This is a genomic window from Streptomyces sp. GQFP (assembly GCF_021545335.1).
Taxonomy (GTDB): Bacteria; Actinomycetota; Actinomycetes; order Streptomycetales; family Streptomycetaceae; genus Streptomyces.
Genome location: NZ_CP089312.1, coordinates 3787754 through 3805129, shown reverse-complemented (window position 1 = coordinate 3805129; position 17376 = coordinate 3787754). Strand labels below are relative to the sequence as shown.

The following is a 17376-nucleotide window of genomic DNA, read 5'->3' as shown; positions in this document are numbered from 1 at the left end:
CAGGCGTGATCGATATCAACGAGTCAGTGATGCAGTTCCTTCTGGCATTCCTCGTCGTGGGCCCGCTCATCGGGGCCGTCGCCGCTCTTCTGCCGGCCCCGCCCGGGCTGAAGGGGAAGTCGCCGGAGCAGGCCGTGCTGCGGCACGGCGTGACCGTCACCGGTGCGGTGCTCATCGCCGCGATCGTTCTCGCGCTCGGCTTCGACCATGACCATCCGTCGAAGATGCAGGCCACGACCGACATCAGCTGGATCCCGGCACTCGACGTGCGGATCCACCTCGGCGTCGACGGCATTTCCCTCCCCCTTCTGGTCCTGACCGCGCTCCTGACCTTCCTCTGCGCGCTCTACTCCTACTTCAAGCTCCCCGCAGGCCCGTCCCCGAAGGCCTTCGTCGCGCTCCTCCTCGTCCTGGAGTCCGGCACCCTCGCGACCTTCGCCGTCCTCGACCTGCTGCTGTTCTTCCTCGCCTTCGAGATGGTGCTCATCCCGATGTACTTCCTCATCGCCCGCTGGGGCGGCGAGCAACGGACCCGGGCGGCCTGGAAGTTCATCCTGTACACCCTGCTCGGATCCGTCGTCATGCTGCTGGGCCTGCTCCTGATCGGGATCAAGGCGGGCACGTTCGACATCATGGCACTCGCCACTGACAACGGCCCCGGACTGAGCACATCCGTGCAGGTCACCGCCGCTTTGGCGATCGGGATCGGGCTCGCGGTCAAGACGCCGATGTGGCCGCTGCACAGCTGGCTGCCGGACGCCCACACCGCCGCCCCGACCGTCGGCTCGGTCCTGCTGGCGGGCGTCCTGCTCAAGATGGGCACGTACGGGTTCGTGCGTATCCTGCTGCCGATCACACCCGACGGATTCCGGACCTTCGCGCCCTACCTCGCCGCCTTCGCCGTCGTCGGGATCATCTACGGCTCCCTGGCCTGCCTGGCCCTCGCCCGGCAGGGCGCGAAGGGCGACCTCAAGCGGCTCATCGCCTACTCCTCCGTCGGCCACATGGGCTTCGTGCTCCTCGGCATCTCGACCATGACCCCGACCGGCGTCAACGGCGCGCTCTTCGCCAACATCGCCCACGGCCTCATCACCGGCCTCCTCTTCTTCCTGGTCGGCGCGCTGAAGGACCGCACGGGCACCTCCGACCTCGACACCCTCGCCGACCGCACCGGCGCCGCCCTCTACGGCCGGGCCCCGCGCCTCGGCGGCCTCGTGGCCTTCGCCGCCGTCGCCTCGCTCGGACTGCCCGGCCTCGCCGGGTTCTGGGGCGAGATGCTGGCCCTGTTCGGCGCGTTCGACCCCGCCGACGACCTCAGCCGCCCCGCCTTCCTCACCTTCACGGCGATCGCCGCGTTCGGCACCCTGCTCACCGCCGCGTACATGCTCGTCGTCGTACGCCGCGTCTGCATGGGCGCCGCCCCGCAACCGGACGCCCCCCAGCTCGCCGACGTACAGACGTACGAATTCGCGGCCTGGACCCCGCTCGTCGCCCTCACCGTCGTCGCCGGACTGTGGCCGAAGGCCCTCCTCGGGCTGACCGACCCGGCCGTGCAGCAGCTCCTTTCCGGAGGCCCCCGATGAGCGCCCTGGCCCAGTCCACGGCCCAGTCCGTCGTCCAGTCCGTCGACTGGCTCGCCATCGCACCGCCCACCCTCGCGGCCGTCGTTGGGCTCGCCGTGCTGGTCGCCGATTTGTTCATCGGCGGCAACAAGAAGGCGGTCCTCGGCTGGACCTCGGTCGTCGGCCTCGCCGCCTCCGCGCTCCTCCTGCTGCCCCTCCTGGACGGCGACCGCGCCACCTTCTGCCTCACTGGCAGCTCGGACGCCTGCAGTTACACGGCGGACCGCTTCACGCTCGTCATCCAGTTCCTGGTGCTCGGCGGCGCGCTGCTCGCCGCCCTCCTCTCGGTCACCGCCCTCAAGGACGCCGACCGAGGACTCCCCGAAGGGGAGTACTGGTTCCTGCTGCTGTCCTCCGCCGCCGGAGCGGCCCTCCTGCCCGCCTCCCGCGACCTCGCGACTCTGATCGTCGCCCTGGAGGTCGCCTCCCTGCCCGCCTTCGCCCTCGTCGGCATCCGGCACGGCGACCGCAAGTCCTCCGAAGCGGCCCTGAAGTTCTTCCTGTCCTCCGTGACGGCCACCGCGGTCAGCCTCATGGGCATCAGCTTCGTGTACGCGTCCACCGGCACCCTCTACCTCACCGAGATCGCCGACCGTATCCAGGACGTCAACCCACAACTCCACACCCTCGCCCAGGCGGGCGTCGTCCTCACCCTCATCGGCTTCGCCTTCAAGACAGCCGCTGTGCCCTTCCACTTCTGGGTACCCGACACCTACGTGGGGGCGCCCCTGCCCATCGCCGCCTACCTGTCGGTCGTCGGCAAGGCCGTTGGCTTCTCCGGCCTGATCCTCGTCACCGTCGTCGCCTTCCCGTCGTACGCCGACGTCTGGGGCCCCGCACTGGCAGCCCTGGCCGCGCTCACCATGACCGTCGGCAACGTCGGAGCCCTGCGCCAGCAGGCCACGCGCGCGTACAGCGCGGTACGCCTGCTCGCCTGGTCCTCCGTCGGCCAGGCCGGCTACCTCCTGGTGCCGATCGCCGCCGCCGCGTACTCCGACGACGCCCAGAAATCGATCGGCTCCACCGTCGCGTACGCCCTCATGTACGCCGCCGTGAACCTCGGCGCCTTCGCCGTGGCCGCCCTGGTGGCCCGTACGAAGCCCCTGAACCGCGTCAGTGACTACCGCGGTCTGTACGCCACCCGCCCCCTGGCAGCGCTCGTCCTGGGCTTCTTCCTGCTGTGCCTCGCCGGGCTGCCGCCGGGCATCATCGGCCTCTTCGCGAAGGTCACCGTCTTCTCCGCGGCCGTCGACGCCGGACTCGGCTGGCTGGCCGTGATCATGGCCGTCAACGTGGTGATCGCCCTCTTCTACTACCTCCAGTGGACGGCCCTGCTCTTCCGCGTCCCCGAGGGAGCCGAGGAACGCCACCGTGCCCCGGCCCCCCTCACGGCCGCGATCGCCCTGACCGCCGTCCTCGGCATCGCCCTCTCCGGCGCACCCCAATTGGTGCTGCGTTTCGCCGACACCGGACTCTTCTGACCCGCCGCGACCGCACGCGCGCGTGACCCCTCACCCGAACGGCCCACGCGCGCCTGCGCGCACGCAAGGGAACTGCGAACCCTCGCCTGGCGTTGACCAGTACAGAAGGGTCCACTGGACCTGACACCAGGGTTCCCCTGCCGCACCACTTGGAGGGCGTACCGTGCACCGCCGGCACAACGGGCTCAGGACAGCCGTACTCCTCGGGGGACTGTCCGCACTCATCATCGTCATCGGCAGCTTCTTCGGCCGTACGGGACTGGTGATCGCACTCTTCATCGCGATCGGCACGAACGCGTACGCGTACTGGAACAGCGACAAGCTGGCTCTACGCGCGATGCGCGCCCGCCCGGTGAGCGAATTCGAGGCCCCGGCCCTGTACCGCATGGTCCGTGATCTCTCCACCCAGGCCCGCCAGCCCATGCCGCGCCTGTACATCTCGCCGACCGAGGCACCGAACGCGTTCGCGACGGGCCGCAACCCGCGCAACGCGGCCGTGTGCTGCACCGAAGGCATCCTGCGCATCCTGGACGAACGCGAGCTGCGCGGCGTCATCGGCCATGAGCTGAGCCATGTCTACAACCGCGACATCCTCATCTCGTCGGTCGCCGGCGCCCTGGCCTCCGTGATCATGTTCCTGGTCAACTTCGCCTGGCTGATCCCGATCGGCCGCTCGAACGACGACGACGGCCCCGGCATCCTCGGCATGCTGTTGATCATGATCCTGGGCCCGCTCGCGGCCTCCCTCATCCAACTGGCCATCAGCCGCTCCAGGGAGTACGAGGCCGACGCGTCGGGCGCCCAGCTCACCGGCGACCCGCTGGCCCTCGCGAGCGCCCTGCGCAAACTGGAAGTGGGCACGAAACAACTCCCGTTGCCCCCCGAGCCGCGGATCGAGACCGCGAGCCACATGATGATCGCGAACCCCTTCCGCCCAGGCCAGGGACTCTCCAAGATGTTCTCCACGCACCCGCCGATGGCGGAGCGCATCGCCCGGCTCGAAAAGATGGCAGGTCGCCCCCAGTGAAGACAATCCTCAACATCATCTGGCTCGTCCTGAGCGGCTTCTGGCTGTTCCTCGGCTATGTGCTGGCGGGCGCGCTGCTCTGCATCACGGTCATCGGCATTCCTTTTGGCATCGCCGCTTTCCGTATCGGCGTGTACGCCCTCTGGCCCTTCGGCCGCACGACGGTCGAGCGCCGCGACGCGGGTGCCCCCTCGTGCGTCGGCAACGTGCTGTGGCTGGTCCTCGCGGGCTGGTGGCTCGCGCTGGCCCATGTCGTCACCGGCGTTCTGCTGTGCATCACGATCATCGGTATCCCGTTCGGCTTCGCCAACTTCAAGCTCATCCCGGTCTCGCTGATGCCGCTCGGCCGCGAAATCGTGCCGACGGACCAGCCGTTCAGCTCGCGCTGGTAGTCCGGCCGGGGGAGGGGAAGCGGTCGGCGCCCTACCCGACCGTTTTCCACAGGCTGCCGGTGGGCTCCCGTCCCGGCCCGCCGGTTATCCACAGGCCCGCCCGATTGTCAGTGGCGGCCTGCATGATGAATCCATGACCGAGATCGAGCAGTTGCTGACACGGGTGGCGGCCGAGGCCCGCAACACCCGGCCGTGGGGCTGGCCTTCACTTCCCGCACCCGTGGACACGGCCACGCTCGACCGCGCCGAGACCGCCCTCGGCTTCCCCCTGCCACCACTCCTGGCCGCGCTCTATCTCCGGATAGGAGACGGCGGATTCGGCCCGGAGTACGGCCTGTTGCCCCTGCTCGACAGCGCGCCCGCAGGGGAGCCGGCCGTCGTCGCCCAGTACCTCGCCAACCGTGAGGAGGCCCGCAAGGACCCGGACTGGCCCTGGCCCGAGGGCATGCTGCCGATATCCCACTGGGGCTGCGGAATGTACGCGTGCGTGGACTGCCGTACGCCCGAAGGCACCGTCCTGCTCTTCGAGCCGAACGCCGACGACGCCGACCACGCGTGGTACACCGACGCCCCGGCCCTCGCCGAGTGGCTGCGGTCTTGGCTCGACGGCACGGGCTGGTACGAGGAACTCAACGCCGACATGGACCTGGAGCCCTGGCCCGACCTCCGCATACGCACGGCGACAGCGACACCGCCGGCCCAGGCCTCGTAGCCGGCTGACCGAGTAACCGACACGAGTTCCGTCAGCGGTGAGGTCAGGCCGACGACCCCGAAGCCGGCCACCACCGTCGCACGCCGTACACGACCGCCCCCAGACCCAGCACACCCGTGCCCACGACCACCGACACCCCCGGAAGCGCGAACGCCAGCGTCACACAGCCGAGAAGCCCCACCGCCGGCACCACCCGAGACGTCGGCGCCGAACTCAGTGTCCAGGCGGAGGCGTTGGCCACCGCGTAGTACGCCAGCACCCCGAAGGAGGAGAAGCCGACAGCACCCCGTACGTCCACCGTCGCGGCCAGCACCGCGACCACCGCACCCACGGCCAGCTCGGCCCGGTGGGGCACCTGGAAGCGCGGATGCACGGCGGCCAGGGCGCCGGGCAGATGACGGTCACGGGCCATGGCCAGTGTCGTCCGTGAGACGCCCAGGATCAGGGCGAGCAGCGAGCCGAGCGCGGCCACGGCGGCACCCACCCGTACGACAGGAACCAGCCCCGGCACGCCCGCCGCACGGACCGCGTCGGCCAGTGGGGCGGTCGCCTGCCCGAGACCACCTGACCCCAGCACAGAAAGGACAGCCACTGCCACCGCCGCGTACACCACCAGCGTGATGCCCAGGGCCGACGGGATCGCGCGGGGGATGGTGCGCGCGGGATCCCGGACCTCCTCGCCGAGGGTCGCGATCCGGGCGTACCCGGCGAACGCGAAGAACAGCAGCCCGGCCGCCTCGAGCACGCCGCCCACACCACCGGAGGCCCCGACGTCCAACCGACCGGCGTCGGCGGCGTCCGAGCCCAGGCACACCACCACGACGGAAGCGAGGACAGCCAGGACCACTGCCACGATCGTCCGCGTCAGCCAGGCGGCCTTCTGGACGCCGAGGTAGTTCACCGCGGTCAGTGCCACCACGGCCGCGACCGCCACCGCGTGCGCCTGACTCGGCCAGACGTACGCGCCCACGGTGAGCGCCATAGCCGCACAGGAGGCCGTTTTCCCGACGACGAACGACCAGCCCGCGAGATAGCCCCAGAAGTCGCCGAGCCGCTCACGCCCATAGACATAGGTACCACCGGAGGCGGGATAGCGGGCGGCCAGCCGGGCGGACGACATGGCGTTGCAGTAGGCGACCACGGCCGCCGCGGCGAGTCCGAGCAGCAGCCCGGACCCGGCCGCGCGTGCCGCGGGTCCCAGGGCTGCGAAGACGCCGGCCCCGATCATCGAACCGAGCCCGATGACCACGGCGTCCCCGACGCCAAGGGTGCGTCTCAGTTCGGCGGTCGATTCCGCTCCGGGCTGTGTCATGGGCCGCACCCTACTGACCGGTGCAACCGCCGGGCAGCGCGTTGACGTCGTGTACAGCAACGCGACACCAACAACGCACCAACACGAACGCACCGGCACCAGCCCGGCGAAGTCGACCGGCGGTATCACGCCACCCAAGGTCGACGAAGTCACAGTGCCGGGACAGTTCGAGCACAGCGCAGAGGGGCAGGTTCACGGCATGAGCATCATCGGCTGGATCATCCTGGGGCTGTTGGCCGGGGCCATCGCCAAGTTCCTGCTGCCGGGGCGCGACCCGGGCGGCTTCATCGGCACGACGGTCATCGGCGTCGCGGGCGCGTTCATCGGTGGCTGGATCTCGGCGCGCTTCCTCGACCACCCCATCAGCAAGGACTTCTACGACGGCACCACGTGGGCGGCGGCGATCGGCGGCTCGCTCGTGCTGCTGGTCGCGTACCGCATCCTGTTCGGCAACTCGCGCGACTGAGCGCACACCGGGTCCGCAGTCGGCAATGAGGGAAAAGCAGGGAGGGGCGGGCGCCCTGGAACGCCCACCCCTCGTCACCTCGTCAGTCCATCAACCACTCGTGGACTACCGGTAGTTCACGAACTGCAGCGCGAAGTCGAAGTCCTTGCCCTTGAGCAGTGCCTGCACGGCCTGAAGGTCGTCGCGGCTCTTCGAGCTGACGCGCAGCTCGTCGCCCTGGACCTGGGCCTTCACGCCCTTGGGGCCCTCATCGCGGATGATCTTCGCGACCTTCTTCGCGTTGTCCTGGGAGATGCCCTCCTCGATCGAGGCGAAGAGCTTGTACTCCTTGCCGGAGAGCTGCGGCTCACCGGCGTCCAGGGCCTTCAGCGAGATGCCGCGCTTGATCAGCTTGGTCTCGAACACATCGAGGACCGCTTTGACCCGCTCCTCGGAGTTCGCCTCCATGAGGATCTTCTCGCCGGACCACGAGATCGAGGCACCCACGCCCTTGAAGTCGTAGCGCTGGGAGATCTCCTTGGCGGCCTGGTTGAGGGCGTTGTCGACCTCCTGCCGCTCGACCTTCGAGACGATGTCGAAACTGGAGTCGGCCATGTCCTGTGGCTCCTTGTATGGGGTGCTTGTCGGGATCTGTGGGTTGCGATTCGGCATGCGTGGGGACAGCAGCCGAGCCCGGCGTACGTCCCGGGCCGCATCCGCATAAGCCTAGCCACCCCCTACCCCCCGAGCGCCGCTCAATCGAGTGGCGAAGCACCCCTGTGCATCGGGTATCGTTTACGTCGTTGCCACGGAGCACCGCCGAAAAGCGGTTCGAAGGGCAGCAAACCTTGGCGGTGTGCCCGAGCGGCCAAAGGGAGCAGACTGTAAATCTGCCGGCTCAGCCTACCCAGGTTCGAACCCTGGCGCCGCCACGTTGAAGGCCCTCTTTTCTCTGCGGGAACGTAGAGAAAAGAGGGCCTTTTCGTTGTCAGCGCGTGCCTGGGTCATGAGGGAGAGTGGCCCCATGTCATCGATGTCACGACCGTCGTTCGCGTCGTCGTCCCGTCGCCGGCACTGTCCCGAGTGCCGGCGGGAGATCGCTGTCGTCGCCGGGAGATTCGCTCGGCACGATCCGCCGGGGGCCCGGGGGAGTGGTGAACTCGTCTCGTGCCCCGGGTCTCGGCGGCAGGCGGAACTCGGGGCGGCCCAGCCCGCGTTGGACGGGTACGTCGTCCCGGAATTCCCCGGCCAGCTGCCCCTCTTCTGACCTGTCACCCGCTTCTCTCTTCTGCCCCCTCGCCCTCGCCCACTTCTCAGTTGCTGGCCACCGACTTCACCGACACCGACACCGGCATCGAGCCGCCGATCAGTTCCAGCGTCAGGCCCGCCGTCGCCGGGGTGTCCAGGAGTTCCGTGAGGACGGCGGCCACGTCGTCCCGGGGGATCGCGCCGCGACCCGTGTCCGCCTCCAGGCGTACGCGGCCCGTGCCGGCGTCGTTGGTCAGGGCGCCGGGGCGCAGGATCGTCCAGTCGAGCGCGTCCAGGCCGCTGACGTATGCGTCCGCCTCGCCCTTCGCGCGCAGGTAGACGTCGAAGACGTCGTCGCCCGGGTGGGCCGGGTCCGCGCCCATCGACGACACGACCAGGTGCCGGCGTACCCCCGCCCGGACCGCCGCGTCCGCGAACAGCACCGCCGCTCCCCGGTCCACCGTGTCTTTGCGGGCCGTGCCGCTGCCCGGGCCCGCGCCCGCCGCGAAGACCGCCGCGTCGGCGCCCCGCAGCAGCTCCGCGACCTCCTCCACCGACGCCGACTCCAGGTCGCACACGACCGGTTCCGCGCCGGCCGCCCGCAGGTCGTCGCCCTGTTCGGGGCGGCGGACGATGCCCGCGACCTCGTCACCGCGCCCGGCGAGCAGACGCTCCAGCCGCAGCGCGATCTGACCATGACCTCCAGCTATGACAATGCGCATGCTTTCGACCGTACGCCCGGAGGGACCCCTACGCCCGGACAGACCCTTCGCCGCACAGCTCCCACAGGGGCCGCACTCACCTCACGACAGCTCCGTACGCCCCTGCCTCGGCAGATCCAGGGCCGCCGCTGCCGGGGTGTTGCAGTACTCCCGTACCGCGCTCGTCCGTGCCACAACGCGCCCCCTGTGCACCACGATTCGGCTGTAGGCCAGGGACAGCGCGCCGGCCAGGCGGTCGCCCCGGACCGCCAGGAGTTCCGCCGGGAAACCCGCCTCCACGCGGACCTCCGGCAGGCCGAGCACCGCCCGCGCAGACGTGCTCACGGCGTCGTACGCCTCCTCCGGGCGCAGACCGTGACGGGAGGCGAGCAGATACGCCGCCTCCAAGGGGTCCCCGCGACCCACCGGGTTCGCCACGTCCCGGAGCGCGCCGCTGCCCGCCGCCACCCGGACCCCGGCCGCCCGCAGCAGCCGTACCGGAGCCGTCGCACGGCGCTCAGCGCCCCCGCAGCCGCCCTGCGGGAGGCACGCCACCGTCACGCCCGCCGCCGCCAGCTGGTCCGCGGCCCGTGAGGCCACCTCGGCGGGCAGTCGGCCGAGGCCGCCGCAGGGGCCGATCGTCACACCGGGACGCAGACCGCCCGCCATCGCCGCGAGGCGGGCCAGCCGGGCCGGGTCGTCACCGTCCGTGTGCAGATCGACCGGGCAGCCGTGCTCGGAGGCGACCTCCAGGACCGCTTCGACATAGCCGGTCGGATCGGGGTCGCGGTCCGGGCAGCCGCCCACCACCGACGCGCCCATCTTCACCGCGTCCCGCAGCATCGCCAGCCCGTCCGCCCCGGCGGCGCCGGTCAGCACCCGTGGCATGGCCACCGCCGTCAGCTCGGCGAGGCCGCGCAGCGCCCGTCGTGCCTGCAGTACGGCGGCCAGCGCGCCAAGGCCCGGTACGTCGCCGATTCGCACGTGTGAGCGCGACGCCGTGGCCCCGTGGCCGAGTTGGAGCAGCGCGGCCTCGGTGGCCCGGCGCTGGACGTCCTGCGGGTCGTACGAGACCGGGCCGTCGGCGTCGGCGGACAGGGCCGTGTCGCCGTGCGCGTGCGGTTCGGCGGGGGCCGGCAGGAGGAGGTAGCCGCTGAGGTCCACGCAGGTGGCGTACGCGCTGAGGCTGCCGACCGTGCCGACCGCCTCGATACGACCGCCGCCCAGCCGTACGTCCACGGTCCGGCCGTCGGTGAGACGCGCGCCGCAGAGGAGGAGCGCCGCCGGATCGCCCGAGGAAGCGGGCGACGAGGAGTGGGGCGGCTGCGGCTGGCTGTCGGGCATCGCGCTCCTGTGCTCGGGGGCGGCTGCGCGCAAGATGGGGACACAAGATCACGCAGAGTGAGTCGAGCCTAGGGCGGGCATCCGTCCGTGTTGCGGAGGAGCGGAATAGTCGTACCGGTGTGGTCCGCCGGACGGGAAAGATCCCTGGCGAGGGGGGTGTGGGGGCGGTTTCGGGAGGGGGCTTCGGGGCTGTTGGGGGAGGGGTTTTCGGCGTCCGGGAGGAGTGCGGATCGGGGGCCGGAACAGGGCGGGACGGGGGCCGCGAAACGGATTTGGGTGAACGGCAGCCGAGCGTGTAATGTCTTCATCGCTCGCCCCAATAGCTCAGTCGGTAGAGCGTCTCCATGGTAAGGAGAAGGTCTACGGTTCGATTCCGTATTGGGGCTCTGGTGTGAGAGGTCCCCGTCGCAAGGCGGGGTCCGATCGCATCACAGCGGTGTAGCTCAGTCGGTAGAGCAAGCGGCTCATAATCGCTGTGTCACCGGTTCAAGTCCGGTCACCGCTACTGACAGTAGCCGATTGCGGGGTCGGTCCTTCGATCGGCTACTCTTTTATGCGTTCATCGTCCCATCCGTTCGTCAAGGAGCACTCCTGTGGCTGCCACCGACGTCCGCCCGAAGATCACGCTGGCCTGCGTGGAGTGCAAGGAGCGGAACTACATCACCAAGAAGAACCGGCGTAACAACCCGGACCGACTGGAGATGAAGAAGCACTGCCCGCGTTGCAATGCGCACACCGCGCACCGCGAAACGCGATAGTTACATCAGGCTCGTACGTCGAGGCCGTCCCCTGTTGGTTGGGGGGCGGCCTCGCGTCGTTGCATCACTCAGAACGTCGCTCAGGACATCACTCAGGAGGTGCCGAGTCCATGGCGCTCGACCAGTCCTTCGTGGGGCGGTCCTACCCGCCCACCGAGCCCTATGAGGTCGGCCGGGAGAAGATCCGCGAGTTCGCGGTCGCGGTGGGTGACACCAACCCGGTCTACACCGACCCGGAGGCCGCCAAGGCGCTCGGTCATCCCGATGTGATCGCCCCGCCCACTTTTGTGTTCGCCATCACCTTCAAGGCGGCGGGAGACGTCGTGGCGGACCCGCGGCTCGGCCTGGACTACAGCCGAGTGGTGCACGGGGACCAGAAGTTCGCCTACGTCCGGCCCGTCCGCGCGGGCGACCGGCTCACCGTCACCTCGACCATCGAGACCATCAAGTCCATGGCCGGCAACGAGATCATCGACATCCGCGGCGAGGTCCACGATGAGGCGGGCGAGCACGTCGTGACCGCCTGGACCAAGCTCGTCGCGCGCGCGGCGGTCCCCGAGGAGGGCGAGGCCTGATGGCGACGCAGATCGCTTACGACGAGGTCGAGGTCGGCACCGAGCTGCCCGCCCAGACCTTCCCCGTGACCCGCGCCACCCTCGTCCAGTACGCGGGCGCCTCCGGGGACTTCAACCCCATCCACTGGAACGAGAGGTTCGCCGTCGAGGTCGGTCTGCCCGACGTCATCGCGCACGGCATGTTCACCATGGCCGAGACGATTCGCGTCGTCACCGACTGGGTCGGCGACCCGGGCGCGGTCGTCGAGTACGGCGTCCGCTTCACCAAGCCGGTCGTCGTCCCCAACGACGACCAGGGCGCGACGATCGAGGTCAGCGGCAAGGTCGGCGCCAAGCTCGACGACAACAAGGTCCGTGTCGACCTCCTCGCCATGTGCGCGGGACAGAAGGTGCTGGGCATGTCCCGGGCCGTCGTCCGGCTGAGCTGAGTCCGGCAGTCGGGCACTGTCAGTGGGGTCTCGTAGTCTTGGGCGCGTGCAGGAAATCCACGACGCGCCCCTCGCCCCGCTGACCACCTTCCGGCTCGGCGGCCCCGCGGACCGGCTGATCACGGCGACGACCGACGCCGAGGTGATCGCCGCCGTCCGCGAGGCCGACGACTCCGGGACCCCGCTCCTGATCATCGGCGGCGGCTCCAACCTGGTCATCGGCGACAAGGGGTTCGCGGGGACGGCTCTGCGGATCGCCACGACCGGCTTCGACCTTGACGGCACTGGGCTGGAGCTGGCCGCCGGCGAGGTGTGGACCGACGCCGTCGCACGCACGGTCGAGGCCGGGCTTGCCGGGATCGAGTGCCTCGCCGGGATCCCCGGCTCCGCCGGTGCGACGCCCATCCAGAACGTGGGCGCTTACGGCCAGGAGGTGTCCTCGACGATCACCGAGGTCGTCGCCTACGACCGGGTCGCCCGCGAGACGGTCACCCTCACGGGCGCCGACTGCGCCTTCTCGTACCGCCACAGCCGCTTCAAGGCCGACCCCGAGCGCCATGTCGTCCTGCGCGTCCGCTTCGCCCTGGAGGACGCGGACGGGCTGTCGGCGCCCCTGAAGTACGCCGAGACGGCCCGTGCCCTCGGCGTCGAGCCCGGCGAGCGGGTGCCGCTGGACGCGGCCCGTGAGACCGTGCTGAAGCTCCGCGCGGGCAAGGGGATGGTCCTGGACCCCGAGGACCACGACACCTGGTCCGCCGGGTCCTTCTTCACCAACCCGATCCTCACGGAAGCCGAGTTCGCCGCGTTCCACGCGCGCGTGGCGGAGCGGCTCGGCGCCGACGCCGTACCGCCCGCCTACCCGGCGGAGGAGGGCCGCACCAAGACCTCGGCGGCCTGGCTGATCGACAAGGCCGGCTTCACCAAGGGGTACGGCACCGGACCCGCCCGTATCTCCACCAAGCACACCCTGGCCCTCACCAACCGGGGCCAGGCCACCACGGAGGACCTGCTAGCCCTCGCCCGCGAGGTCGTCGCCGGGGTCCGGGACGCCTTCGGGGTCACCCTCGTCAACGAACCGGTGACGGTCGGCGTCAGCCTGTAAGGCCCGTACGAGCTACGAGGCCAGCCAGTCGTCGATTCCCGCCAGGAGCTTCGCCCGTACACCCTCCGGCGCCGCCGAACCCCGTACCGACTGCCGGGCCAGTTCGGCCAGTTCCGCGTCCGTGAAGGCGTGGTACTGGCGGGCGATCTCGTACTGGGCCGCCAGGCGGGAACCGAAGAGGAGCGGGTCGTCGGCGCCCAGGGCCAGCGGCACGCCCGCCTCGAAGAGCTTGCGCAGGGGCACGTCCTCGGGCTTCTCGTACACGCCCAGGGCGACGTTCGACGCCGGGCAGACCTCGCAGGTGATCTGGCGGTCCGCGAGGCGTTTCAGCAGGCGCGGGTCCTCCGCCGCCCGGACGCCGTGGCCGATCCGGGACGCGTGCAGGTCGTCCAGGCAGTCGCGGACCGACGCCGGGCCCGTCAGCTCACCGCCGTGCGGGGCCGACAGCAGGCCGCCCTCGCGCGCGATGGCGAAGGCCCGGTCGAAGTCCCGGGCCATGCCCCGCCGTTCGTCGTTCGAGAGCCCGAAGCCGACGACACCCCGGTCCGCGTACCGCACGGCCAGCCGGGCCAGCGTGCGCGCGTCCAAGGGGTGCTTCATGCGGTTCGCGGCCACCAGGACCCGCATCCCGATGCCGGTCTCCCGGCCCGCGGTCTCCACCGCGTCCAGGATGACCTCCAGCGCCGGGATGAGACCGCCCAGGCGAGGGGCGTACGAGGTCGGGTCGACCTGGATCTCCAGCCAGCCCGAACCGTCTCTGCGGTCCTCCTCGGCGGCTTCGCGGACCAGCCGCTGGATGTCCTCGGGCTCGCGCAGACAGGACCGGGCCGCGTCATAGAGCCGCTGGAAACGGAACCAGCCCCGCTCGTCGGTCGCCCGGAGTTTCGGTGGTTCGCCGCTGGTGAGGGCGTCGGTCAGCGCCTCGGGCAGCCGCACACCGTACTTGTCGGCCAGTTCCAGCAGGGTCGCGGAACGCATCGACCCGGTGAAGTGCAGGTGCAGATGGGCTTTCGGCAGTTCAGAGACATCACGTACGTGCTCCATTCGAGGATCCTGCCGTACCTCTCGCCCGGATCGGTAGCGCTTTCCCTGAACGTGGTCTTGCTCGCACTGAGAGACGAAAGAAGGCCGCTTCCCGGAGGGAAGCGGCCCACTCACATCACGAGGTTCAGTCCGTCGCCTCGGCCAGCAGCTTCTGTACGCGGCTGATGCCCTCGACGAGGTCCTCGTCGCCCAGGGCGTACGACAGACGCAGATAGCCCGGTGTGCCGAACGCCTCACCCGGTACGACGGCCACCTCGACCTCGTCCAGGATCAGCGCGGCCAGCTCGACCGAGTCCTGCGGGCGCTTGCCGCGGATCTCCTTGCCCAGGAGGGCCTTCACCGACGGGTAGACGTAGAAGGCGCCCTCGGGCTCCGGGCAGACCACGCCGTCGATCTCGTTGAGCATGCGCACGATGGTGTGGCGGCGGCGGTCGAAGGCCACCCGCATCTCCGCGACCGCGTCCAGGTTGCCGGAGACGGCGGCGAGGGCGGCGATCTGGGCCACGTTGGAGACGTTCGAGGTGGCGTGCGACTGGAGGTTGGTCGCCGCCTTGACGACGTCCTTCGGGCCGATGATCCAGCCGACCCGCCAGCCCGTCATGGCGTACGTCTTGGCGACGCCGTTGACGACGATGCACTTGTCGCGCAGCTCGGGGAGGATCGCGGGGAGCGAGGTGAACTTGGCGTCGCCGTAGACGAGGTGCTCGTAGATCTCGTCCGTCAGCACCCACAGGCCGTGCTCCACGGCCCAGCGGCCGATCGCCTCGGTGTCCTCGGCGCTGTAGACCGCGCCGGTCGGGTTGGAGGGGGAGACGAACAGGACGACCTTCGTCCGCTCGGTGCGGGCCGCCTCCAGCTGCTCCACGCTGACCCGGTAGCCGGTGGTCTCGTCCGCGACGACCTCGACCGGGACACCGCCGGCGAGACGGATCGATTCCGGGTACGTCGTCCAGTACGGGGCCGGGACGATGACCTCGTCGCCCGGGTCGAGGATCGCGGCAAAGGCGTTGTAGATGGCCTGCTTGCCGCCGTTGGTGATCAGGACCTGGGAGGCGTCCACCTCGTAGTTCGAGTCGCGGAGCGTCTTGGCGACGATCGCGGCCTTCAGCTCGGGGAGACCACCGGCCGGTGTGTAGCGGTGGTACTTCGGGTTCGAGCAGGCCTCGACGGCGGCCTGGACGATGTAGTCCGGGGTCGGGAAGTCCGGTTCACCGGCGCCGAAGCCGATCACCGGGCGCCCGGCGGCCTTCAGGGCCTTGGCCTTGGCGTCCACGGCGAGGGTGGCGGACTCGGAGATCGCGCCGACTCGGGCGGAGACCCGGCGCTCGGTGGAAGGGGTTGCAGCGCTCATGGTGCCCATCGTTTCAGACCGGAAACCTCCACGGCACACGGGTTTCACGTATTGGTCAGACCGGATACCGGAGTGGATCACCCAGGGGGAGAAGAATCAGGTGCCGGGCGGGGCGGAAGGCTGAACAAGCGTCCGGATCCGGGGCCCGGGCTGGGCGATCTTCCGTCGGCAACGCCCCAGCGGGTGCTTTCTGTTCGACGATCGTCGCTGGAGCACGTACACTCTCACCTCGTTGGCCTTCACCGGCCCGCGCTCATCCGGTGCACACCGAGCTTCCGGGCGAGTACGGTACGTTGGGGTAACCACCAAAGGGTCGTAGCTCAATTGGTAGAGCACTGGTCTCCAAAACCAGCGGTTGGGGGTTCAAGTCCCTCCGGCCCTGCTACACACGCCTGTCACCAGGCTGTGTGCGCATGTACGTACTGCATTGCATCGCCGTGCGGCTCAGACCGGGCGCGGCACGGCCACGACCCGGGAACAGGTGAGGATGAATGGCGGACGCCGTGGGCTCCATCGACATGCCTGATGCCCAGGACGAGGCGCCCGAGTCGGACAAGAAGACTCGCAAGGGCGGCAAGCGTGCCAAGAAGGGTCCGCTGAAGCGTCTCGCGGTTTTCTACCGCCAGATCGTCGCGGAACTCCGCAAGGTCGTTTGGCCTACGCGTAACCAGCTGACGACGTACACGACCGTGGTGATCGTCTTTGTGGTCATCATGATCGGCCTGGTGACTGTGATTGACTTTGGCCTCGACAAAGCCGCCAAGTACGTCTTCGGCTGAGCCAAGAGCGAAGGGCGCCGGGTGCGGCGCCCCTTTCGCATGTTCCACCCACATGTATCCAGGAAGAAGCAGCCACCGTGTCTGACCCGAACCTGAACGACGCCATCGTGCCGGACGAGTCCGTGGATGACGAGCTGGATATCGTCGAGGGCGCCGATGAGGTCGAGGACGAGGTCGACGCTGCCGACGCCGCCGTGGGGGAGCCCGCCGAGGAAGACGCCATCCACATCGAGGACGATGAGGACGCCGACGTCACCGAGGTCGGCACCGACGAGGACGAAGAGTCCGCCGAGGCCGAGGTCGAAGAAGAGGCCGAGCCCGTCGACCCCGTCGAGGCCCTCCGCGAGGAACTGCGCACGCTCCCCGGCGAGTGGTACGTCATCCACACGTACGCCGGTTACGAGAACCGTGTGAAGACCAACCTCGAACAGCGTGCCGTCTCGCTCAACGTCGAGGACTTCATCTTCGCGGCCGAGGTGCCGCAGGAAGAGGTCGCGCAGATCAAGAACGGCGAGCGCAAGACGGTCCGCCAGAACAAGCTTCCCGGGTACGTTCTCGTCCGCATGGACCTGACGAACGAGTCCTGGGGCGTCGTCCGCAACACCCCCGGTGTCACCGGCTTCGTGGGCAACGCGTACGACCCGTACCCGCTGACCCTGGACGAGATCGTCAAGATGCTCGCGCCGGAGGCCGAGGAGAAGGCCGCTCGTGAGGCCGCCGAGGCCGAGGGCAGGCCCGCTCCGGCCCGCAAGCTCGAAGTGCAGGTGCTGGACTTCGAGGTCGGCGACTCGGTCACCGTCACCGACGGCCCGTTCGCGACGCTGCAGGCGACCATCAACGAGATCAACGCCGACTCGAAGAAGGTCAAGGGCCTCGTCGAGATCTTCGGCCGCGAGACCCCGGTCGAGCTGTCGTTCGACCAGATCCAGAAGAACTAGCACGTCACCAGCTTCCGTCCAGGTCAGGTCGGCTCTCCCGGAGCTGGCCTGACCTGCTCGGTTTCACGCCTCGCCACGGTGTCCTTTATCGTGGTGCGGTTGCCTGGCTTCTGTCGG

19 protein-coding genes and 4 tRNA genes are annotated in these 17376 nt (G+C 69.6%); 17 read left to right on the top strand and 6 right to left on the bottom strand.

Features of this window, described 5'->3' with window-relative positions:
• Positions 1 to 5 precede the first annotated feature (5 nt).
• From LUX31_RS16705 to LUX31_RS16685, 5 genes are all read left to right on the top strand, one after another.
• Positions 6 to 1583 (top strand): NADH-quinone oxidoreductase subunit M, encoded by a 1578-nt coding sequence (locus LUX31_RS16705; protein WP_235475575.1) that lies wholly within the window; start codon positions 6 to 8, stop codon positions 1581 to 1583.
• Positions 1580 to 3103 (top strand): NADH-quinone oxidoreductase subunit N, encoded by a 1524-nt coding sequence (locus tag LUX31_RS16700; protein WP_235475574.1) that lies wholly within the window; start codon positions 1580 to 1582, stop codon positions 3101 to 3103. The genes LUX31_RS16705 and LUX31_RS16700 overlap by 4 nt, the downstream gene beginning before the upstream one ends.
• Before the next feature lie 163 nt (positions 3104 to 3266).
• Positions 3267 to 4130, top strand: a complete 864-nt coding sequence (gene htpX, locus LUX31_RS16695; RefSeq protein ID WP_235475573.1) for a zinc metalloprotease HtpX — start codon at positions 3267 to 3269, stop codon at positions 4128 to 4130.
• Positions 4127 to 4522 carry a YccF domain-containing protein gene (locus LUX31_RS16690; RefSeq protein WP_235475572.1) on the top strand — a complete coding sequence of 132 codons (396 nt, stop codon included), beginning with the start codon at positions 4127 to 4129 and terminating at the stop codon, positions 4520 to 4522. Before htpX ends, LUX31_RS16690 begins: the two co-directional genes overlap by 4 nt.
• A gap of 133 nt (positions 4523 to 4655) precedes the next feature.
• Positions 4656 to 5234: an SMI1/KNR4 family protein gene (locus LUX31_RS16685; protein WP_235475571.1), complete on the top strand. Its 579-nt coding sequence runs from the start codon at positions 4656 to 4658 to the stop codon at positions 5232 to 5234.
• A 43-nt stretch (positions 5235 to 5277) separates the two neighbouring features.
• Here LUX31_RS16685 and LUX31_RS16680 read toward each other — a convergent pair whose 3' ends face one another.
• Positions 5278 to 6546 (bottom strand): APC family permease, encoded by a 1269-nt coding sequence (locus tag LUX31_RS16680; RefSeq protein ID WP_235475570.1) that lies wholly within the window; start codon positions 6544 to 6546, stop codon positions 5278 to 5280.
• Positions 6547 to 6745: 199 nt separating this feature from the next.
• Here LUX31_RS16680 and LUX31_RS16675 point away from each other — a divergent pair, with 199 nt between their 5' ends.
• Positions 6746 to 7012: a GlsB/YeaQ/YmgE family stress response membrane protein gene (locus LUX31_RS16675; protein WP_235479946.1), complete on the top strand. Its 267-nt coding sequence runs from the start codon at positions 6746 to 6748 to the stop codon at positions 7010 to 7012.
• 105 nt (positions 7013 to 7117) lie between these two features.
• Here LUX31_RS16675 and LUX31_RS16670 read toward each other — a convergent pair whose 3' ends face one another.
• Entirely contained in the window at positions 7118 to 7606 is a 489-nt protein-coding gene (locus LUX31_RS16670; RefSeq protein ID WP_235475569.1) for a YajQ family cyclic di-GMP-binding protein, read from the bottom strand.
• Between the two features lie 235 nt (positions 7607 to 7841).
• On the opposite strand from LUX31_RS16670, the gene LUX31_RS16665 reads away from it, so the two are divergent.
• Together LUX31_RS16665 and LUX31_RS16660 are read left to right on the top strand one after the other, a co-directional pair.
• Positions 7842 to 7923: transfer RNA gene (locus LUX31_RS16665), tRNA-Tyr, on the top strand.
• 101 nt (positions 7924 to 8024) lie between these two features.
• Positions 8025 to 8258 carry a hypothetical protein gene (locus LUX31_RS16660; RefSeq protein WP_235479945.1) on the top strand — a complete coding sequence of 78 codons (234 nt, stop codon included), beginning with the start codon at positions 8025 to 8027 and terminating at the stop codon, positions 8256 to 8258.
• Positions 8259 to 8304: 46 nt separating this feature from the next.
• Here LUX31_RS16660 and LUX31_RS16655 read toward each other — a convergent pair whose 3' ends face one another.
• Both LUX31_RS16655 and LUX31_RS16650 read right to left on the bottom strand, forming a co-directional pair.
• Positions 8305 to 8961, bottom strand: coding sequence for an SDR family oxidoreductase (locus tag LUX31_RS16655; RefSeq protein WP_235475568.1), 657 nt, complete (start codon positions 8959 to 8961; stop codon positions 8305 to 8307).
• An 81-nt stretch (positions 8962 to 9042) separates the two neighbouring features.
• Complete coding sequence (locus LUX31_RS16650) at positions 9043 to 10284, bottom strand: amidohydrolase family protein (protein ID WP_235475567.1); 1242 nt, start codon at positions 10282 to 10284, stop codon at positions 9043 to 9045.
• A 313-nt stretch (positions 10285 to 10597) separates the two neighbouring features.
• Here LUX31_RS16650 and LUX31_RS16645 point away from each other — a divergent pair.
• From LUX31_RS16645 to LUX31_RS16620, 6 genes are all read left to right on the top strand, one after another.
• Positions 10598 to 10670: transfer RNA gene (locus LUX31_RS16645), tRNA-Thr, on the top strand.
• A gap of 46 nt (positions 10671 to 10716) precedes the next feature.
• Positions 10717 to 10789: transfer RNA gene (locus LUX31_RS16640), tRNA-Met, on the top strand.
• An 88-nt stretch (positions 10790 to 10877) separates the two neighbouring features.
• The gene (rpmG, locus tag LUX31_RS16635; protein ID WP_003948671.1) at positions 10878 to 11042 is read left to right on the top strand and encodes a 50S ribosomal protein L33; all 165 of its coding nucleotides are present in this window, start codon (positions 10878 to 10880) and stop codon (positions 11040 to 11042) included.
• Between the two features lie 110 nt (positions 11043 to 11152).
• Positions 11153 to 11617, top strand: coding sequence for a MaoC family dehydratase N-terminal domain-containing protein (locus LUX31_RS16630; RefSeq protein WP_235475566.1), 465 nt, complete (start codon positions 11153 to 11155; stop codon positions 11615 to 11617).
• Positions 11617 to 12045: a MaoC family dehydratase gene (locus tag LUX31_RS16625; RefSeq protein ID WP_235475565.1), complete on the top strand. Its 429-nt coding sequence runs from the start codon at positions 11617 to 11619 to the stop codon at positions 12043 to 12045. The genes LUX31_RS16630 and LUX31_RS16625 overlap by 1 nt, the downstream gene beginning before the upstream one ends.
• A gap of 46 nt (positions 12046 to 12091) precedes the next feature.
• A complete protein-coding gene (locus LUX31_RS16620) occupies positions 12092 to 13147 on the top strand; it encodes a UDP-N-acetylmuramate dehydrogenase (protein ID WP_235475564.1) in 1056 nt (351 codons plus the stop codon).
• A 12-nt stretch (positions 13148 to 13159) separates the two neighbouring features.
• Here LUX31_RS16620 and LUX31_RS16615 read toward each other — a convergent pair whose 3' ends face one another.
• Both LUX31_RS16615 and LUX31_RS16610 read right to left on the bottom strand, forming a co-directional pair.
• Positions 13160 to 14191 carry an adenosine deaminase gene (locus tag LUX31_RS16615; protein ID WP_235475563.1) on the bottom strand — a complete coding sequence of 344 codons (1032 nt, stop codon included), beginning with the start codon at positions 14189 to 14191 and terminating at the stop codon, positions 13160 to 13162.
• Between the two features lie 124 nt (positions 14192 to 14315).
• Positions 14316 to 15542 carry a pyridoxal phosphate-dependent aminotransferase gene (locus tag LUX31_RS16610; RefSeq protein ID WP_235475562.1) on the bottom strand — a complete coding sequence of 409 codons (1227 nt, stop codon included), beginning with the start codon at positions 15540 to 15542 and terminating at the stop codon, positions 14316 to 14318.
• Positions 15543 to 15851: 309 nt separating this feature from the next.
• Here LUX31_RS16610 and LUX31_RS16605 point away from each other — a divergent pair.
• The 3 genes from LUX31_RS16605 to nusG all read left to right on the top strand — a co-directional run bounded on the left by LUX31_RS16605 (position 15852) and on the right by nusG (position 17259).
• A tRNA-Trp gene (locus tag LUX31_RS16605) sits at positions 15852 to 15924 on the top strand.
• 109 nt (positions 15925 to 16033) lie between these two features.
• Positions 16034 to 16321, top strand: a complete 288-nt coding sequence (gene secE, locus LUX31_RS16600; RefSeq protein ID WP_235475561.1) for a preprotein translocase subunit SecE — start codon at positions 16034 to 16036, stop codon at positions 16319 to 16321.
• Between the two features lie 77 nt (positions 16322 to 16398).
• Entirely contained in the window at positions 16399 to 17259 is an 861-nt protein-coding gene (gene nusG, locus LUX31_RS16595; RefSeq protein WP_235475560.1) for a transcription termination/antitermination protein NusG, read from the top strand.
• The last annotated feature ends 117 nt before the right edge of the window (positions 17260 to 17376 follow it).